The sequence below is a fragment of the Hwangdonia lutea genome, from assembly GCF_032814565.1.
Taxonomy (GTDB): domain Bacteria; phylum Bacteroidota; class Bacteroidia; order Flavobacteriales; family Flavobacteriaceae; genus Hwangdonia; species Hwangdonia lutea.
Window position 1 is genome coordinate 1,423,403 of sequence record NZ_CP136521.1, and the last position, 15,340, is coordinate 1,438,742.

General features: G+C 36.8%; 13 protein-coding genes. 7 read left to right on the plus strand and 6 right to left on the minus strand.

Features of this window, described 5'->3' with window-relative positions; all coding sequences use genetic code 11:
- Positions 1–48 precede the first annotated feature (48 nt).
- Positions 49–2,136 carry a S46 family peptidase gene (locus RNZ46_RS06115; RefSeq protein ID WP_316984496.1) on the plus strand — a complete coding sequence of 696 codons (2,088 nt, stop codon included), beginning with the start codon at positions 49–51 and terminating at the stop codon, positions 2,134–2,136.
- A gap of 48 nt (positions 2,137–2,184) precedes the next feature.
- Entirely contained in the window at positions 2,185–2,931 is a 747-nt protein-coding gene (locus tag RNZ46_RS06120; protein ID WP_316984497.1) for a hypothetical protein, read from the plus strand.
- Between the two features lie 192 nt (positions 2,932–3,123).
- Here the strand turns inward: RNZ46_RS06120 and RNZ46_RS06125 are convergent, their stop codons facing one another.
- Both RNZ46_RS06125 and RNZ46_RS06130 read right to left on the minus strand, forming a co-directional pair.
- Entirely contained in the window at positions 3,124–3,819 is a 696-nt protein-coding gene (locus tag RNZ46_RS06125) for a LytR/AlgR family response regulator transcription factor (protein WP_316984498.1), read from the minus strand.
- A gap of 44 nt (positions 3,820–3,863) precedes the next feature.
- Positions 3,864–4,835 carry a sensor histidine kinase gene (locus RNZ46_RS06130; RefSeq protein ID WP_316984499.1) on the minus strand — a complete coding sequence of 324 codons (972 nt, stop codon included), beginning with the start codon at positions 4,833–4,835 and terminating at the stop codon, positions 3,864–3,866.
- Between the two features lie 190 nt (positions 4,836–5,025).
- Between RNZ46_RS06130 and RNZ46_RS06135 the strand changes: the two genes are divergently transcribed.
- Positions 5,026–5,913, plus strand: a complete 888-nt coding sequence (locus tag RNZ46_RS06135; protein WP_316984500.1) for a thioredoxin domain-containing protein — start codon at positions 5,026–5,028, stop codon at positions 5,911–5,913.
- 54 nt (positions 5,914–5,967) lie between these two features.
- On the opposite strand, the gene RNZ46_RS06140 is transcribed toward RNZ46_RS06135, so the two are convergent.
- From RNZ46_RS06140 to RNZ46_RS06155, 4 genes are all read right to left on the minus strand, one after another.
- Entirely contained in the window at positions 5,968–7,737 is a 1,770-nt protein-coding gene (locus RNZ46_RS06140) for a MutS-related protein (protein ID WP_316984501.1), read from the minus strand.
- A gap of 77 nt (positions 7,738–7,814) precedes the next feature.
- On the minus strand, positions 7,815–8,513 hold the full coding sequence (locus RNZ46_RS06145) for a zinc metallopeptidase (RefSeq protein WP_316984502.1): 699 nt from the start codon (positions 8,511–8,513) through the stop codon (positions 7,815–7,817).
- An 86-nt stretch (positions 8,514–8,599) separates the two neighbouring features.
- Positions 8,600–8,854, minus strand: a complete 255-nt coding sequence (locus tag RNZ46_RS06150) for a SemiSWEET family sugar transporter (protein ID WP_316984503.1) — start codon at positions 8,852–8,854, stop codon at positions 8,600–8,602.
- A gap of 285 nt (positions 8,855–9,139) precedes the next feature.
- Complete coding sequence (locus tag RNZ46_RS06155; RefSeq protein WP_316984504.1) at positions 9,140–12,232, minus strand: leucine--tRNA ligase; 3,093 nt, start codon at positions 12,230–12,232, stop codon at positions 9,140–9,142.
- Between the two features lie 288 nt (positions 12,233–12,520).
- On the opposite strand from RNZ46_RS06155, the gene RNZ46_RS06160 reads away from it, so the two are divergent.
- The 4 genes from RNZ46_RS06160 (at position 12,521) to truB (ending at position 15,302) form a co-directional block, all read left to right on the plus strand.
- Positions 12,521–13,399: a cell division protein FtsX gene (locus tag RNZ46_RS06160; protein WP_316984505.1), complete on the plus strand. Its 879-nt coding sequence runs from the start codon at positions 12,521–12,523 to the stop codon at positions 13,397–13,399.
- 72 nt (positions 13,400–13,471) lie between these two features.
- A complete protein-coding gene (locus RNZ46_RS06165; protein ID WP_316984506.1) occupies positions 13,472–13,738 on the plus strand; it encodes a DUF3098 domain-containing protein in 267 nt (88 codons plus the stop codon).
- A gap of 51 nt (positions 13,739–13,789) precedes the next feature.
- Positions 13,790–14,587 carry an undecaprenyl-diphosphate phosphatase gene (locus tag RNZ46_RS06170; RefSeq protein ID WP_316984507.1) on the plus strand — a complete coding sequence of 266 codons (798 nt, stop codon included), beginning with the start codon at positions 13,790–13,792 and terminating at the stop codon, positions 14,585–14,587.
- Between the two features lies 1 nt (position 14,588).
- Positions 14,589–15,302 (plus strand): tRNA pseudouridine(55) synthase TruB, encoded by a 714-nt coding sequence (gene truB, locus RNZ46_RS06175; protein WP_316984508.1) that lies wholly within the window; start codon positions 14,589–14,591, stop codon positions 15,300–15,302.
- Positions 15,303–15,340: the final 38 nt, after the last annotated feature.

The window sequence follows — 15,340 nt, forward strand, 5'->3', positions numbered from 1 at the left end:
CAATAAATAAATGCTTTATATATTTGATTTTATTCTAAAATTAACACCATGAAATTTCTTAAATTTTTATTGCTATTTGTATCGTTAAACGCCTTTGCACAGCAAGGTGGCATGTGGATTCCTTCGCTTTTAGAAGGCATGAATGAGGAGGAAATGACCAGTTTGGGCAGCAAGTTAACGGCCGAAGATATCTACGACGTTAACAACTCCAGTTTAAAAGATGCCATTGGGCATTTTAACGGCGGATGCACCAGTGAAGTGATTTCGCCAAAAGGCTTGATTTTAACCAATCACCATTGCGGATTTAGCCAAATACAATCGCATTCCTCTCTTGAAAACGATTATTTAAAGCATGGTTTTTGGGCAAAGAATTTTGAAGAAGAACTTCCAAACAACGGTTTGTTTATTGAGTTTATTGTGAGCATACACGATGTAACCAACAAAGTTTTGGCAGCCGTAAATGAGCAAATGACCGAAAAAGAAAAACAGTCTGCCCTTGATAAAACCAGCAATGGGATTTTAAAAACATGGCCCAAAGAAACTTGGCAAGACGCCAAAATAAAAGCGTTTTACAAAGGCAATCAGTACTTTTTATTTGTTACCGAACGTTTTGATGATATTCGTTTGGTTGGTGCGCCACCAAGCAGTATTGGTAAGTTTGGCAGCGATACCGATAATTGGGTGTTCCCAAGGCACACAGGCGATTTCGCTTTGTTCCGAATTTATGCCGATGCCAATAATCGTCCAGCAAAATACAGCGAAAACAACAAACCGTACACCCCAAAACATTTTTTACCCATATCGCTTGATGGTGTTGAAGAAGGCGATTTTACCTTGGTATTTGGTTTTCCGGGTCGCACCAACGAATATTTACCTGCCGTTGCTATTGAACATATCACAAAAGATTACAACCCAACAAACATTGCCATTCGCGAAGCGGCTTTAAAAGTGATTGATGAAAAGATGAAAGCTGATGACGAGGTGCGCATAAAATACGCCTCAAAACAAGCCAGAATAGCCAATGCTTGGAAAAAATGGATAGGCGAGAACTTAGGCATTGAAAAAAGTAATGCCGTAGAAAAAAGACGTGCTTTCGAAGCTACTTTTACCAAGGCCTTAAAAGAAAAAGGCTTGGAGAAAAAATATGGTAATATCCTTCCGGAGTTTGACCGTTTGTACAAAGATTTTGCACCCGTAAACATTAAGCGCCGTAATTTTATCGAGGTGTTTTTAACCACTAATGAGTTGATGCAAATGACTTTTAGAACCTATCAAGTTATGGAAGCCATCAAAAACAACCCCAATGTTTTTGAACCTGCCAAAGCAGATCTTTCGGCAAGGTTAAAGAAAATCCATAAAAATTATAATGTCGATGTGGATAGAGGCGTGTTCAATAGCGTGATGCCTTTATACACCAATCATGTGGATGCTTCAATTTATGATAAAACGGCCTTCACGAATTTAGATACGGCTTTAAAATTATTAGAAGGCACACCAGAAGAGGTCTTAAACAACATTAATAACGATGCCGCTTACAAATACGCTAAACCACTTATCGATGAGTTTTTCAATGTTATCGATAAAGAATTTCAGAAAAAAAACGAGCCGATTACCGCGTTACAAACCCAATACATGACCGCTTTAATGGAGGCTTTACCCAATGCGCGTTATTTCCCGGATGCGAACAGTACGCTTCGTGTTACATACGGTCAGGTTCGTGGCTATTCACCCAGAGATGCGGTATATTACAACCATGTGAGCTATTTAGACGGTGTTATTGAAAAATATATTCCGGGAGATTACGAGTTTGACGTGCCACAAAAACTCCGCGATTTATACGCTGCAAAAGATTACGGGCAATATGCCGATACCAACGGAAAAGTACCGGTTTGCTTTTTGGGCACCAACCACACCACAGGAGGAAATTCGGGTAGTCCAGCTATTGATGCCAACGGCAATTTAGTAGGGTTGAACTTCGATAGGGTTTGGGAAGGCACAATGAGCGACATGAATTACGACCCCGAAATTTGCCGAAATATTATGGTGGATGTGCGTTACATCCTTTTTATTGTCGATAAATATGCGGGTGCCAAACACTTAATTGATGAAATGGAATTGGTGCATCCTAAAAAGTAGATTGTAACAAAATATAATATGTTTATCCCGCGAGTTGGCAATAATTTGATGAAAACGATTTTTAGAATAATAATTTTAGTTTCAATTTTACATTCTTGCTCTTCAAATCCTGAAAAAGACAAACTAATTGGGAATTGGAGTGTTGTGAATGGAATGAATGAATTTGAATTTTACAAAGACTCTCTTATTGTTAATGAATTCGGAATGTCATACATAAACGAATGGATTATCAACGAATCAAAACTATATCTTGAGACAATTAAAGGACTTGACAGTTTCGGAATTAAAACTAAAGAATTTGATTATAAATTAAGTAAAAATCTAGATACGCTTTTTATTAAAAGGCCAACAGATAGCATTTTTGGACCACCAATTTTGCGAATTGAAAATGCGTATGATTATTTTCTGAAACGATTACAATTGACAATTGATTTACCTTCTAAAAGTAATTTGATTTCAAGTAACGAAAAAGGAAATGGATTAGATGTTTACGTTGGATTTAGAGATGGAAAATTAATAGCTAAAACTGATAGTGACAAAACTTATGGATTAGATGAAATTAATTATGAAACTTTTGTTTTTATAGCTTCTCAAGAAACCGAATTAGATTCAACAAATTTTCAGTTTAATTTATTGATAGATAAAGGCATAAATAAAACAAAAATAGACTCAATCAAAAATATTTTACAATCAACAGGTTATAACAGAATGTTTAGAGTTTACACCAATAATAAAGTCGATTACCAAAAAAAGGATTGGAAAGATGAACTGAATTGGTTTGGTGTTTATGAATAAAAAAACTATTACCACATTGGTAACCGCTACACAAAAATTGAATTTGATTAAACCCGCACAATACAAGTAATTAACTCAACTTGTAAGACATAAATAGGTCGTCCTGCAAGGTCTCTTTTTGACCTTGTAGGTATTTTATCAAATTAAGAAAGGTAGACCTACAAGGTTTTGAAAACCTTGCAGGTCGAAAAACTATATAATTTTCAGTTGTTTTAATAAATTCTGCTTGTAAGTCCTGCCAATGGGGATTTTATTTTCTTTTATAAAAAGGATGTTTCCTGAAATTTTATCGACAAATTTTCGGTTTATAATAAATGATTTATGCACTTGAAAAAACTGGTTCTTCGGTAATTTGGAATGCCAATTTTTTAACGCATCAATATACGATAGCTTTTGGGTTTCGGTAACAACGGTAATGTAATTCCGGTCCGATTCAATATAAAGTATTGTGTTAAAAGTAAGCTTGTGCAATGTTTTATCGACATTTAAAAAGATGGTTTCCTCGTCTTTGTCTTCGGTGTTGCTTTTGGGCGTTTCAATTCTATCTTTTGCTTTATTAATGGCTTTTAAAAACCTATCGAACGAAAAAGGCTTTACCAAATAATCAACTATCGTATCGAGCTCGAAACTAGAAACCGCGTAATCGGGATATGCTGTCGTCATTATAATTGCTGGTGGATTTTTAACGGTTTTAATAAAATCGAGCCCAGAAATATCGGGTAAGTTAATATCTAAAAAAATGACATCAACCGCATTGGAGTTTAAAAACGAATTAGCTTCAATGGCCGCTTTAAACGTATCAATCAAATTGAGATGAGGAACTTTACCAATAAAGTTTTTTAAAACTTTTTGAGCAGGAATTTCGTCTTCAATGATGATGCAATTCATAGCTTTATGTTTTCTGGATTCCTGCCATCGCAGGAATGACAAACTTATTCAAGAATCAATTTTAAATACACTTTGAAGGTTTCAGTTTTATTAATTTTAAAGATGAATTTATCTTTATAAATCAGTTTTAATCGTTTTTCTAAGTTTTGTAAGCCTATTTTAAAATCGGTTTCGGTTACTTTCTCTTTGTCAAAATCATTCTCACAAATACATTCTAAACTATTATTTTCAATATTAATAGAGATCGAAATATCGCTATTTAAAGTACTGTGTTTAAAAGCGTTCTCGATAATGGTTATTAAAAGCAATGGCGCAATTTTATGCTGAAACGAATCGATGTTTTTTGAATAATGAATCTGTTTTGTGCCTTCGGTTCGTAGCTTTTGAAATTTCATGTAATTATCAATAAACTGAATCTCTTTTTTCAAAGAAATCGTTTCAGCATTACTTTCGTAAAGTACATGTTTTAAGTTATCGGATAGCATTAAAATAAGGTTGGCAGCTTCGTTTGGTTTTTCTAAAGTATAGGAATAAATGGTGTTCAAATTATTAAAAAGCACATGCGGGTTTATTTGCGATTTTAAAAACTTCAGCTCCATTTCGGTGTGTTCTTTTTTAATCTGTTCCACTTCGGCTTGTTCATCTAAAAACCGGTACAGCATCCAAATAAAAGAGAAAAATATGAGCGGCACCAGCGTTTGCCATAAGTAGTCGCTTAAACATTTCATAATAGAACATCCGCATTCTGCAAACACATTGCAATACAATTCGGTGGCTAAAAACGAGATGGCGGCAAAAACGAAAACGTACAAAATATAAAGCCGCTTTTTAACAAAAAACGGAAGCAACACAAAATGGTTGGCGTAAACAATAATAACGAGGATGGACAGGTATTGCAAAAACGGATTGTCGTGCCAATAAAAGTCTGAAAACAAAAAAAGCGATACTAATATAAACAGCATCCAAAACAGGATGTGCACTAAAATTTGCGAAGTATGTTTGTGTAAAACCAGCATTATTTCCTGCTGAAAGTAAAGAGAAATGCAAAAGCAACAAAAAATTATGTACAAAAAACGGTTTTAGTATTGCAAACTACACAAACATTGCCGTTTGTAAATTTAAGTGTGCCGTTTGTAAACTTAATTGGCAGGGTTTGCACAACTGTTTTAGGTTTGAAAATCATCAGTCAAAAAAATCATTTTACACATGAAACGAACCGTTATCTTATCCATCCTTTTACTTAATCTACTTTTTTCATTTTCCCAAACGGCAAATAAACTTATAACCGATGAAAAAGGAAATGAACTTTTATTGGGAGAAATCTCAAAATTTGACTTAACTAAAAACACATTCAACACTTGGTTTTCTAAAAATTACGACGATTATTTAGTTAATAAAGGCATTGCTAAGCAGTTAAAAGATTCGTTAAACCAATATGAAATTAAAGCTTTTTTAGGCACTTGGTGTGGCGATAGCAAAAAAGAAGTCCCTCGGTTTTATAAAGTTTTGGAAGCCGCGAAATTTCCTGAAAATCAATTGCAAGTTATTGCGGTCAATAGTACCAAAGAAGCTTATAAACAAAGTCCCGATGGCGAGGAAAAAGGGTTGAACATCCATCGGGTGCCAACCTTTATTTTCTATAAAAATGGTAAAGAAATCAATAGAATTGTTGAGCATCCCAAAGAAACTTTTGAGCGTGATATGTTGACTATTGTATCCAAAAACAAGTACACCCCAAATTATATGGCGGCCAATTATATGTACAACTTACTCAACTCAAAAACTATTAACAGTTTAAAAATGGAGGAATCTATTTTAGTGCCAAGACTGGCCGAATTTGTAAAAGGCAGTCGCGAATTAAATACTTTTGGTTACTCGATTTTACGCTCAAATCAAATAGAGAAAGCTTTGTATATTTTCGATTTGAACACCAAAATATTTCCCTATAAATACAATGTTTACGATAGTTTGGGCGAAGCTTATTTTGAAACAAAAAATTACACCGAAGCTTTAAAAAACTATTACAAAGTGTTGAGTTTAAAACCAGATGATAAAAATGCCAGAGAAATGGTTGATAAGATTACGAAGTTATAAACATAAAAACCACCTAAAAACAAATTCAAACTTCAGTCTTCGTGCTTCAAACTTTTAAACAATCTCCATTTTCTTTAATAAAAAAGACGCATTCATATTTTGGCAAATACCTTGTTTTAAGGTATAATCAAAGTGAAGTTCATCGTTTATAATTTTGGCATCAAAATAATAATTTTTCACGTCGTCGAGTTCCTTTTCAATCTCGCACAAACTTAAATCATGTGTAGCGATAATACCCGTAGCGTTTGATGCGACCAGCTTTTCTACAAATTTTTTAGATCCAATGGCTTTATCGGTGCTGTTTGTGCCTTTTAAAATTTCATCCAAAACAATAAAGTACGGTTCGGTTTTTATAGCATCCACAATGTATTTCAATCGGGTTAACTCTGAAAAGAAATACGAACTGTCATCGGTCAGAGAATCCGAAGTCCGCATACTTGTTATCAATTTTACAGGCGAATAACTACTGGATTTTGCACAAACGGGCAAGCCCACATTGGCCATAACAATATGTAAAGATACCGTACGTAAAAAGGTGCTTTTACCAGCCATATTTGCGCCGGTAACAATAAAAAACTGTTCGTTTTCAATGCTTAAATTACTGTCAACCCGTTTGTTTTTATTGAGTAGCGGATGCCCTAACTCCTCTGCTTTTATAACCGTTTGAGAGGTATTGATTTCCGGGAACACAAATTCTGGATGATTGTATGCAAAACCACCAAGCGAATTGTAGGCATCAAAAAACGAAACCACCTCAAACCAATCTTCAACTTTATCGGCATATTGTTTAATCCATTGCTCGATACGGTAGCTGTTTTTTATATCGGAAAGAAATAATCCGTTTCCCAAAATGGCTGAAATCAAATTATTCCGATTGTCCAAGGCATCCAAAGATTTTGAAAGCTCATTAAAAATAGCTGATGCTTTTTTGGTGTCCGATTGAATTTTCTGTTGTTTTTCTTTCAACAACTCCGATGTAAAATCCTCGTTTTCAATACGGTTTAAAAGCGATGCATATTGACGAAAAGTGTCTTTAACCTTATCGGTATTCGATGAAAGTATATTGGTTTTTTTAACATAAATACCCGTAATGCCCAATCCAATAAGCAACCAATAACCTATAAAAACCATATCAATAAGATTGAACAAAGCCAATGTGAAAATAGCAATGGAAAGCAAGGAAAACACCAACGGAAACCAGCGCATCATTTTTGGTAAAAACGGTTTGTAATGTTGCAGCCAATTGATAATATCTTTTGCCGGAGTTTCAACAGAAACCAAACTTGATGTTGCAGAATACTGCTGGCGCCACTTAGGTTTACGGCTCAATTCTTTAATCGCGGTTTGCCGTAAAACAATGTTATCGGTATCATTTGCCAACAACGCTTCAGCTAATTTTTTGGTTCCCTCGTTAATGGTGGTACGGTTTATAAATTGAAAGAACGACCCACGCCCAAACAAATCGATATCCAAACTATAGAAATGGTTGGGGTTTTGAAATTGCAAGCCTTCATTTCTGCTATGAAAATCGCCCGTAGCTATTTTAAGTTCCTCTTCATTAATGGACACCAATGCGTTGTTAAAGTTTCGCTGCGCTTTAACATCGGTATGTTTTGAAAGCAAAAACGCAAAAATAGCAATGCCAATTATCAAAATTAAAACCGCCAGTTGCCAAAAACCAAAACTTAAATACACGCCAAAACCGGTGGATAAAAATACGATGACCCTAAGCAAGCTGAGAGTTGTCATGCGTTTATAAAGCTTATCGGCTTTAGCTTTATAGATTTTTAAATGATTATTATAATATGCTAAAGGATTATCCATTCAATTTTTTTATTGAAACGTAAATAAACAAAAAAGCCCTGAAAATTTTCAAGGCTTTTAACTGTTTATTTTTAAACTTAATCGCGGCTACCACCAAACACTTGTAGCGCCCAATACAACAAGGTTGCCAAAGCGCCAATAGCGGCAACTAAATAGGTTCGTGCTGCCCATTTTAAGGCATCTTCCGAACCTGCGTACTCCTGTTGCGATACCATATTTTTGTTTTTTAGCCATGCCAAAGCGCGGTTACTGGCATCGTACTCAACCGGTAAGGTAATAAAGCTAAATAAGGTTGCAAACCCCATCATCACTACACCGGCAACCGCAACCCACCAGCCTAAACCTAAGCCTGCTGCACCACCAAGTATTAAACCACCAATAATGAGCCATTGCGACATGCCCGAAGTTACACTTACTACGGGTACTAAAGCAGAACGCATTTTAAGCCACTCGTAAGCCTGCGCATGCTGTACGGCATGCCCACATTCGTGCGCCGCAACCGCAGCCGCAGCCGCATTTCGCTGGTTGTAAACTGCCTCGCTTAAATTAACCGTTTTGTTTTTAGGGTTATAATGGTCGGTTAAACGCCCCGGGGTCGAAATAACCTCAACGTCGTAAATACCGTGGTCTGCCAGCATTTTTTCGGCAATTTCGGCACCGCTCATTCCATTGCGCAATTGTACTTTGGAGTACTTCTCAAATTTCCGCTTTAGCGTACTGCTTACCAACCAACTCACCAAAGCAATCGCCCCGATTAATATATAATATCCTATCATCTTTTTCTCTTTTTAATTAATTTTAAATATAGCAAAAATAACGCCAATGTTGCGGTCTGAAGTTTTGTCAGTCTGTTAAAAAATTGCTAATTATATTTCACCTTAAAATAGATTAACAAAAACGCCGAAATAATCGTTATCGCGTTAGCGGCAATCATCGATGGACTATTAATAAACAAGGCATAAACCAACCATAATGCGACGCCCACAAAAAACATAATAAGCATGGGTAACGACAACCCCGAAACGTCTTTGGTTTGCCACGTTTTAAACACTTGTGGCAAAAAAGCAGCGGTAGTTAAAATGGCTGCTGCAAAACCTATAAATTCTATGTAATCCATGTGCTAATTTTAATTAAAACTTGTGTCACTTCGAGTGTCTCGAATTTTTTCGGGATGTATCGAGAAGTGGGCGTTACCCAATCCCGATAGCTATCGGGAGGGTCGGGCTATCCGTTGCAAGTCCTCGCTCGTACCTCGCTGTGGGCTTTCCACTGCTATCCCTAACGCGGAACAAACCGTAATCCATTAACCTTTTGTCATTTCGACAACAGGAGAAATCACATCATCAAACGACATATACTATGTGATATCTCAATCGTACCTCATTTCGACATGACAAAAAAACTACCCCACAATATTCACGATTTTTCCGGGTACCACAATCACTTTTTTGGGTTCGCGCCCTTGTAATTGGTCCTTGGTTTTCTCGTGTGCCAATACCGCTTTTTCAATGTCTTCTTTACTCATATCCAAAGGCAATTCCATGGTAAAGCGCATTTTACCGTTAAACGAAATGGGGTAATTTTTACTGCTTTCTACCAAGTGCTTTTCCTCGAATTTCGGGAATGCCGCAGTTGAAATCGACTCGGCATGCCCCAATTGATGCCATAATTCCTCGGCAATATGCGGCGCATACGGCGAGATTAAAATCAAGAGCGGTTCGAGTATGTCTTTTGATGTACATTTTTGAGCCGTTAACTCGTTAACCGCAATCATAAAAGTAGACACCGAGGTATTAAATGAAAAACTCTCAATATCTTCCTGTACTTTTTTAATGGTTTTGTGCAGTGTTTTTAAAGACTCTTTTGATGGTTCAGCATCATTAACTTTAAGTCCGTTATCATCGGCATACAATTTCCAAAGCTTTTTTAGGAAGGAATGCACACCCGTAATACCAGCAGTTTTCCAAGGTTTGTATTGCTCCAACGGGCCGAGGAACATTTCGTATAAACGTAAAGAATCCGCGCCGTAATCTGAAACAATATCATCTGGATTAACAACGTTGTATTTGGATTTCGACATTTTTTCGACGTCAAAATCGGCAAACAAATCAAACCCCTCTACCAACTGCGCCTTGCCTAATATTGAATGAAACATTTCCCATGCTTTTAACTTCTTCAAATCAACTTTTGCTCCGGGGCCAACACAATCTACAGGTATATTATAACTTCGGGAAAACTCTAAGTTTTGAATTACAATATTATTATCAAAAGATTTTAAAAGAAACTCTTTGTCTTTTATTGAAGATAGCTTTAAAATTAAACTATAAAGTTCTTTAAAATAATCTCCATCATCTGGATAATCTGAAAAATTAAAATCTGAAAAAAGAATTGGTGATTTTAAACTCAATTTCACCTTAGAAAATCTATTTAATTTATCTTCAATTGAAAATGAGCTTGACACTTTAACAAAAGCACTAGTCCCCAAAATCATCCCCTGGTTAATCAGTTTTTTGGCAAACTCATCAACGGGCACCAAACCTTTATCAAACAAAAATTTCTGCCAAAAACGCGCGTACAGTAAATGCCCTGTGGCATGCTCGCTGCCACCAATGTACAAATCGACGTCCTTCCAATAGTTTAGTGCTTCTTTACTTGCAAATTCGTTTTCGTTATGGGCATCCATATAGCGGTTAAAATACCACGAGCTTCCTGCCCACCCGGGCATGGTGTTTAATTCGAGAGGGTAAACGCCATTGTGTTGAGACCCTTCGACTGCGCTCAGGGTGACATCCTGCTCCTTTTTGTCATGCTGAACTTGTTTCAGCATCTCATTAGAAACCACTTTGTTTGTTTTAGTACACCAAGCCCACTTTGTGGCGTTCCCCAATGGTGGTTCGCCAGTTTCGGTGGGTAAGTATTTTTCAACTTCGGGCAGTTTTATTGGTAAATGTGCCGTATCAATCATTTGTGGCATCCCGTTTACATAATATACGGGAAACGGCTCGCCCCAATAACGCTGTCGCGAAAACACCGCATCGCGCAAACGGTAATTGGTTTTTCCTTCGCCCTGTTTAATTTTTTCCAATTCGTATATAACGCGTTTGGTGGCTTTTTTATAGTTTAATCCGTTAAGGAAATCGCTGTTTCCAATTACGGTTTTTTCTTTATCTGAAAATGCTTCTTCAGAAATATCTACCCCATCAAAAATATTTGGAATTGGAATATTAAAATGTTTTGCAAAATCGTAATCACGCTGATCGCCACAAGGCACCGACATTACCGCACCTGTACCATAGCCTGCCAACACGTAATCGCCAATCCAAATAGGAATAGGTTCTTTTGTAAATGGATGTTCGGCATAAGCACCCGTAAACACGCCCGAAATGGTTTTTACATCGGCCATTCTATCGCGTTCGCTACGTTTTGCCGTGGCTTCAACATAAGCGTCCACCTCAGCTTTTTGCTCAGGTGTTGTAATTTGCGATACCAATTCGTGCTCTGGTGCAAGCGTCATGAAACTGACTCCGAAAATGGTGTCGGGTCTGGTCGTGAATACATCTATTTTATGGGACCCTTCAACTGCGCTCAGGGTGACATTCTCGTTTTCATTTTTGGGCAAAACGTTAAACGACACACTCGCTCCAACCGATTTTCCAATCCAGTTGCGTTGGCTTTCTTTTAAAGCATCTGTCCAATCAATTTTATCCAAACCTTGTAGCAAACGCTCTGCATAAGCCGATATACGCATACTCCATTGGGTCATTTTTTTACGGATTACCGGATGCCCGCCACGTTCTGAAACCCCATTAACAATCTCATCGTTTGCTAAAACGGTTCCTAAAGCGGGACACCAATTCACTTCGGTTTCGGCTAAATAGGTTAAACGGTATTGCAATAATATCTGTTGCTGTTTTACCGTGTCGAAAGCATTCCAATCGACCGCAGTAAATAATTCGATATTATCATCGCATACAGCATTTACTGTTGCGTTTCCTTCAGCTTCAAAAAGCTTTATCAATTCTGAAATATCTTCAGCTTTATCGCTGTCGTTATTGTACCACGAATTGAACAATTGGATAAAAATCCATTGCGTCCATTTATAATAATTGGGGTCGGAAGTTCTTACTTCACGCGACCAATCGAACGAAAACCCGATTTGATCGAGTTGACGGCGATAAGTTTTTATGTTTTCAGCAGTAGTGATTGCAGGATGTTGCCCGGTTTGAATCGCATATTGTTCAGCCGGCAAACCAAAGCTATCGTACCCTTGCGGATGCAATACATTAAACCCTTGGTGGCGCTTGTAACGCGCATAAATATCCGAGGCGATATAACCCAAGGGATGCCCAACGTGCAAGCCCGCACCACTTGGATAGGGAAACATATCCAACACATAATATTTTGGTTTGTCGCTACCGTTTACGGCTTTAAAAGTTTGGTTTTCTGCCCAATATTTTTGCCACTTTTCTTCGATTTTATTGAAATCGTATTTCATTATAAGCTTTTATTTTCAAATTACTGCCCACTGAAGACTGATTACTGCCCACTTTTTCAAGCTGCAAATTTAAGCTTATTATAACAATGTTGAAAGTTTAAACGTTGTAATCCTTAAACATCAGTAATTATTCTAAATATTTAATTTGAAAAACGAAAAAACGCCCTTAAAAGGTGAGATTCCAATTTTCAAGGGAATGACAAATTCAATTGAAATCAAAAGACTTATGGCTTTTGAAGTCTCTTTTCAATTTCTTTACTATTTTTACACCGTTAATCCCATTATTTTATGAGTACATCTTTCGAAAAACACCAAAAACGCAGACTTATTTCTTCCTATTTTTCGGTGGTACTAAGCATTGCACTGGTATTGTTTTTATTGGGTTTATTGGGCATGCTTATTTTAAATGCCAAAAAGGTGTCTGATCATTTTAAAGAGCAGGTCGTATTAACCATTTACCTAAAAGAAAACGCCAAAGATGTTGAAGTAAAACAGCTTGAAAAAAGTTTGGCGATGGCAGATTATGTAAAATCGACCGAATATGTTTCGAAAGAACAGGCTGCCGAATTTATGAAAGCTGAAAACGGTGAGGATTTTATGGATTTTGTGGGTTACAACCCCTTGCAAAATTCCATCGATGTGCATTTAAAAGCCGATTTTGTAACCTCAGAGCATCTTGAAAAAATTTCCGCGGAAGCGTTAAATAAAAACTTTGTTGATGAAGTGACTTACGATAACGACCTTGTTAATTTGATGAACGACAACGTTAAAAAAATAAGTTTTTGGGTATTGGTAATTAGCGGTATTTTTACCTTAATCGCGGTATTGCTTATTAATAGTTCGATACGATTGGCAGTGTATTCTAAACGATTTACCATTAAAACCATGCAAATGGTTGGCGCTACAAAACGATTTATTCGTCGTCCATTTGTTTGGAAAAGCGTTCGTCTGGGCATTATTGGCGCGATTTTGGCATTAATTGGTATGGCTGTTGTTTTGTTTTATCTCAATAAATCATTTACCGAATTGGAGTTGTTAAGCAATCCTGTTTTAATGGGCGCATTGTTTGTTTTTATTTTTGCTTTAGGCATTATCATTACATGGATAAGCACGCATTTTGCAACCCAGCGTTTTTTAAATTTGAAAACCGACCAACTGTATTATTAGTTAATTTACCATGGTATTAACAGTTCTATTTAAATAAATCCGTTAATTTGCATTACTATTTTATTCAGCATTATGGGAGATAAAAAACGTAAAGAAAACTCGAAATTTGTTTTTGTTTTTGGAAAGAAAAACTATAAATTCATGTTTATTGGTTTAGCGTTTATTGCGCTTGGTTTTATTTTAATGGCCGGTGGCGGTAGCGACGACCCCAATGTTTTTAATCCTGAAATTTTTAGTTGGCGACGCATCCGGTTGGCACCAACCTTAGTTTTGATTGGGTTTGGTATTGAAATGTATGCTATTTTATTGAATCCCGATAAATCAAAATCCAAAAAATAAATCCCCATTGATTTTCAAGCTTTACCGTTCCAATTTTAATATTTTTGCCCCATGGATATAATCGACGCAATCATCCTTGGCATTATTCAAGGGCTTACCGAATTTTTACCGGTTTCTTCAAGTGGTCATTTAGAACTGGGGAAAGCCATTTTAGGTGATAATTCCGTACCTGAAGAAAGCTTGTTGTTTACCGTGGTTTTGCATTTTGCAACTGCGTTAAGTACCATGGTTGTTTTTAGAAAAGATATTTTAGACATCCTAAAAGGACTTTTAAAATTTCAATGGAACGAAGATTTACAGTTTGTTAGTAAAATTGTGGTTTCTATGATTCCTGCGGCTGTAATTGGTTACACCTACGAATCCCAATTTGCCGAGTTATTTGGCGGCAACATTAAACTTGTTGGCTTTATGCTTATTATCACGGCACTTTTACTTTATTTGGCAGACAAGGCCAAAGACACCGATAAAAAGGTATCTTTTCAAAACGCCTTTATCATTGGTATTTCTCAAGCTATTGCCATGTTACCCGGAATTTCACGTTCTGGTGCAACAATTTCAACATCGGTATTGTTGGGGAACGATAAAACCAAAGCAGCCCGTTTTTCATTTTTAATGGTGGTGCCGTTAATATTCGGAAAAATCGCCAAAGATGTTTTAAGCGGAGACATTTCGATGGAAAGCCATAATATCACAACGCTTTCTGTGGGGTTCGTCGCGGCATTTGTGGCGGGTCTATTCGCCTGTACTTGGATGATTGCCTTGGTTAAAAAAAGCAAACTATCCTATTTTGCCGTGTATTGTGCTATTGTTGGCGTTATTGCTATTATTTTTTCCGTGCTAAACTCATAACATGATTTCGAAAGAAGCCTATCTTTCCGGACAAGTTTTACTTATTGATAAGCCGTTGCATTGGACCTCGTTTCAAGTGGTTAATAAACTCCGTTGGGAAATCCGTCAGGCCTTCAACATTAAAAAAATAAAAGTCGGTCACGCCGGCACCTTAGACCCTTTAGCTACAGGTTTATTAGTGATTTGCACGGGGAAAATGACCAAGCAAATCGATACCTTTCAAGGCCAAATAAAGGAGTACACGGGCACCTTTGTTTTAGGAAGCACAACACCTTCCTTTGATTTGGAAACCGAGATAAATGAAACATTTCCAACGGATCACATTACCGAAGATCTAATCCATAAAACCACGGAACAGTTTGTTGGTGAGATTGAGCAATTTCCACCGGTATTTTCAGCCTTAAAAAAGGATGGAAAACGTTTATACGAATATGCGAGATCTGGCGAATCGGTTGATATTAAAGCAAGAACTGTAAGCATTCAAGAATTTGAAATCACTAATATCGATGCCATAGATGGTGATACCGACTCCATAAATATCGACTTTAGAGTTGTTTGCAGCAAAGGCACATATATCCGTTCTTTAGCCAACGATTTTGGACAAGCATTGCAGTCTGGTGCACATTTATCATCACTCCGAAGAACAAGAATTGGAGCCTTTCATGTTGCCGATGCCGTTTCAATTGAAACCTTCATTACATACCTAAAAGGCTAAATTATTTATTTTTACGTATATTTCATATAGAATTGCAC

Coding starts and splice junctions, on each gene's coding strand:
- RNZ46_RS06115 (WP_316984496.1), top strand. CDS start 49: ATGAAATTTCTTAAATTTTTATTGCTATTTGTATCGTTAAACGCCTTT.
- RNZ46_RS06120 (WP_316984497.1), top strand. CDS start 2,185: ATGAAAACGATTTTTAGAATAATAATTTTAGTTTCAATTTTACATTCT.
- RNZ46_RS06125 (WP_316984498.1), bottom strand. CDS start 3,819: ATGAATTGCATCATCATTGAAGACGAAATTCCTGCTCAAAAAGTTTTA.
- RNZ46_RS06130 (WP_316984499.1), bottom strand. CDS start 4,835: ATGCTGGTTTTACACAAACATACTTCGCAAATTTTAGTGCACATCCTG.
- RNZ46_RS06135 (WP_316984500.1), top strand. CDS start 5,026: ATGAAACGAACCGTTATCTTATCCATCCTTTTACTTAATCTACTTTTT.
- RNZ46_RS06140 (WP_316984501.1), bottom strand. CDS start 7,737: ATGGATAATCCTTTAGCATATTATAATAATCATTTAAAAATCTATAAA.
- RNZ46_RS06145 (WP_316984502.1), bottom strand. CDS start 8,513: ATGATAGGATATTATATATTAATCGGGGCGATTGCTTTGGTGAGTTGG.
- RNZ46_RS06150 (WP_316984503.1), bottom strand. CDS start 8,854: ATGGATTACATAGAATTTATAGGTTTTGCAGCAGCCATTTTAACTACC.
- RNZ46_RS06155 (WP_316984504.1), bottom strand. CDS start 12,232: ATGAAATACGATTTCAATAAAATCGAAGAAAAGTGGCAAAAATATTGG.
- RNZ46_RS06160 (WP_316984505.1), top strand. CDS start 12,521: ATGAGTACATCTTTCGAAAAACACCAAAAACGCAGACTTATTTCTTCC.
- RNZ46_RS06165 (WP_316984506.1), top strand. CDS start 13,472: ATGGGAGATAAAAAACGTAAAGAAAACTCGAAATTTGTTTTTGTTTTT.
- RNZ46_RS06170 (WP_316984507.1), top strand. CDS start 13,790: ATGGATATAATCGACGCAATCATCCTTGGCATTATTCAAGGGCTTACC.
- truB (WP_316984508.1), top strand. CDS start 14,589: ATGATTTCGAAAGAAGCCTATCTTTCCGGACAAGTTTTACTTATTGAT.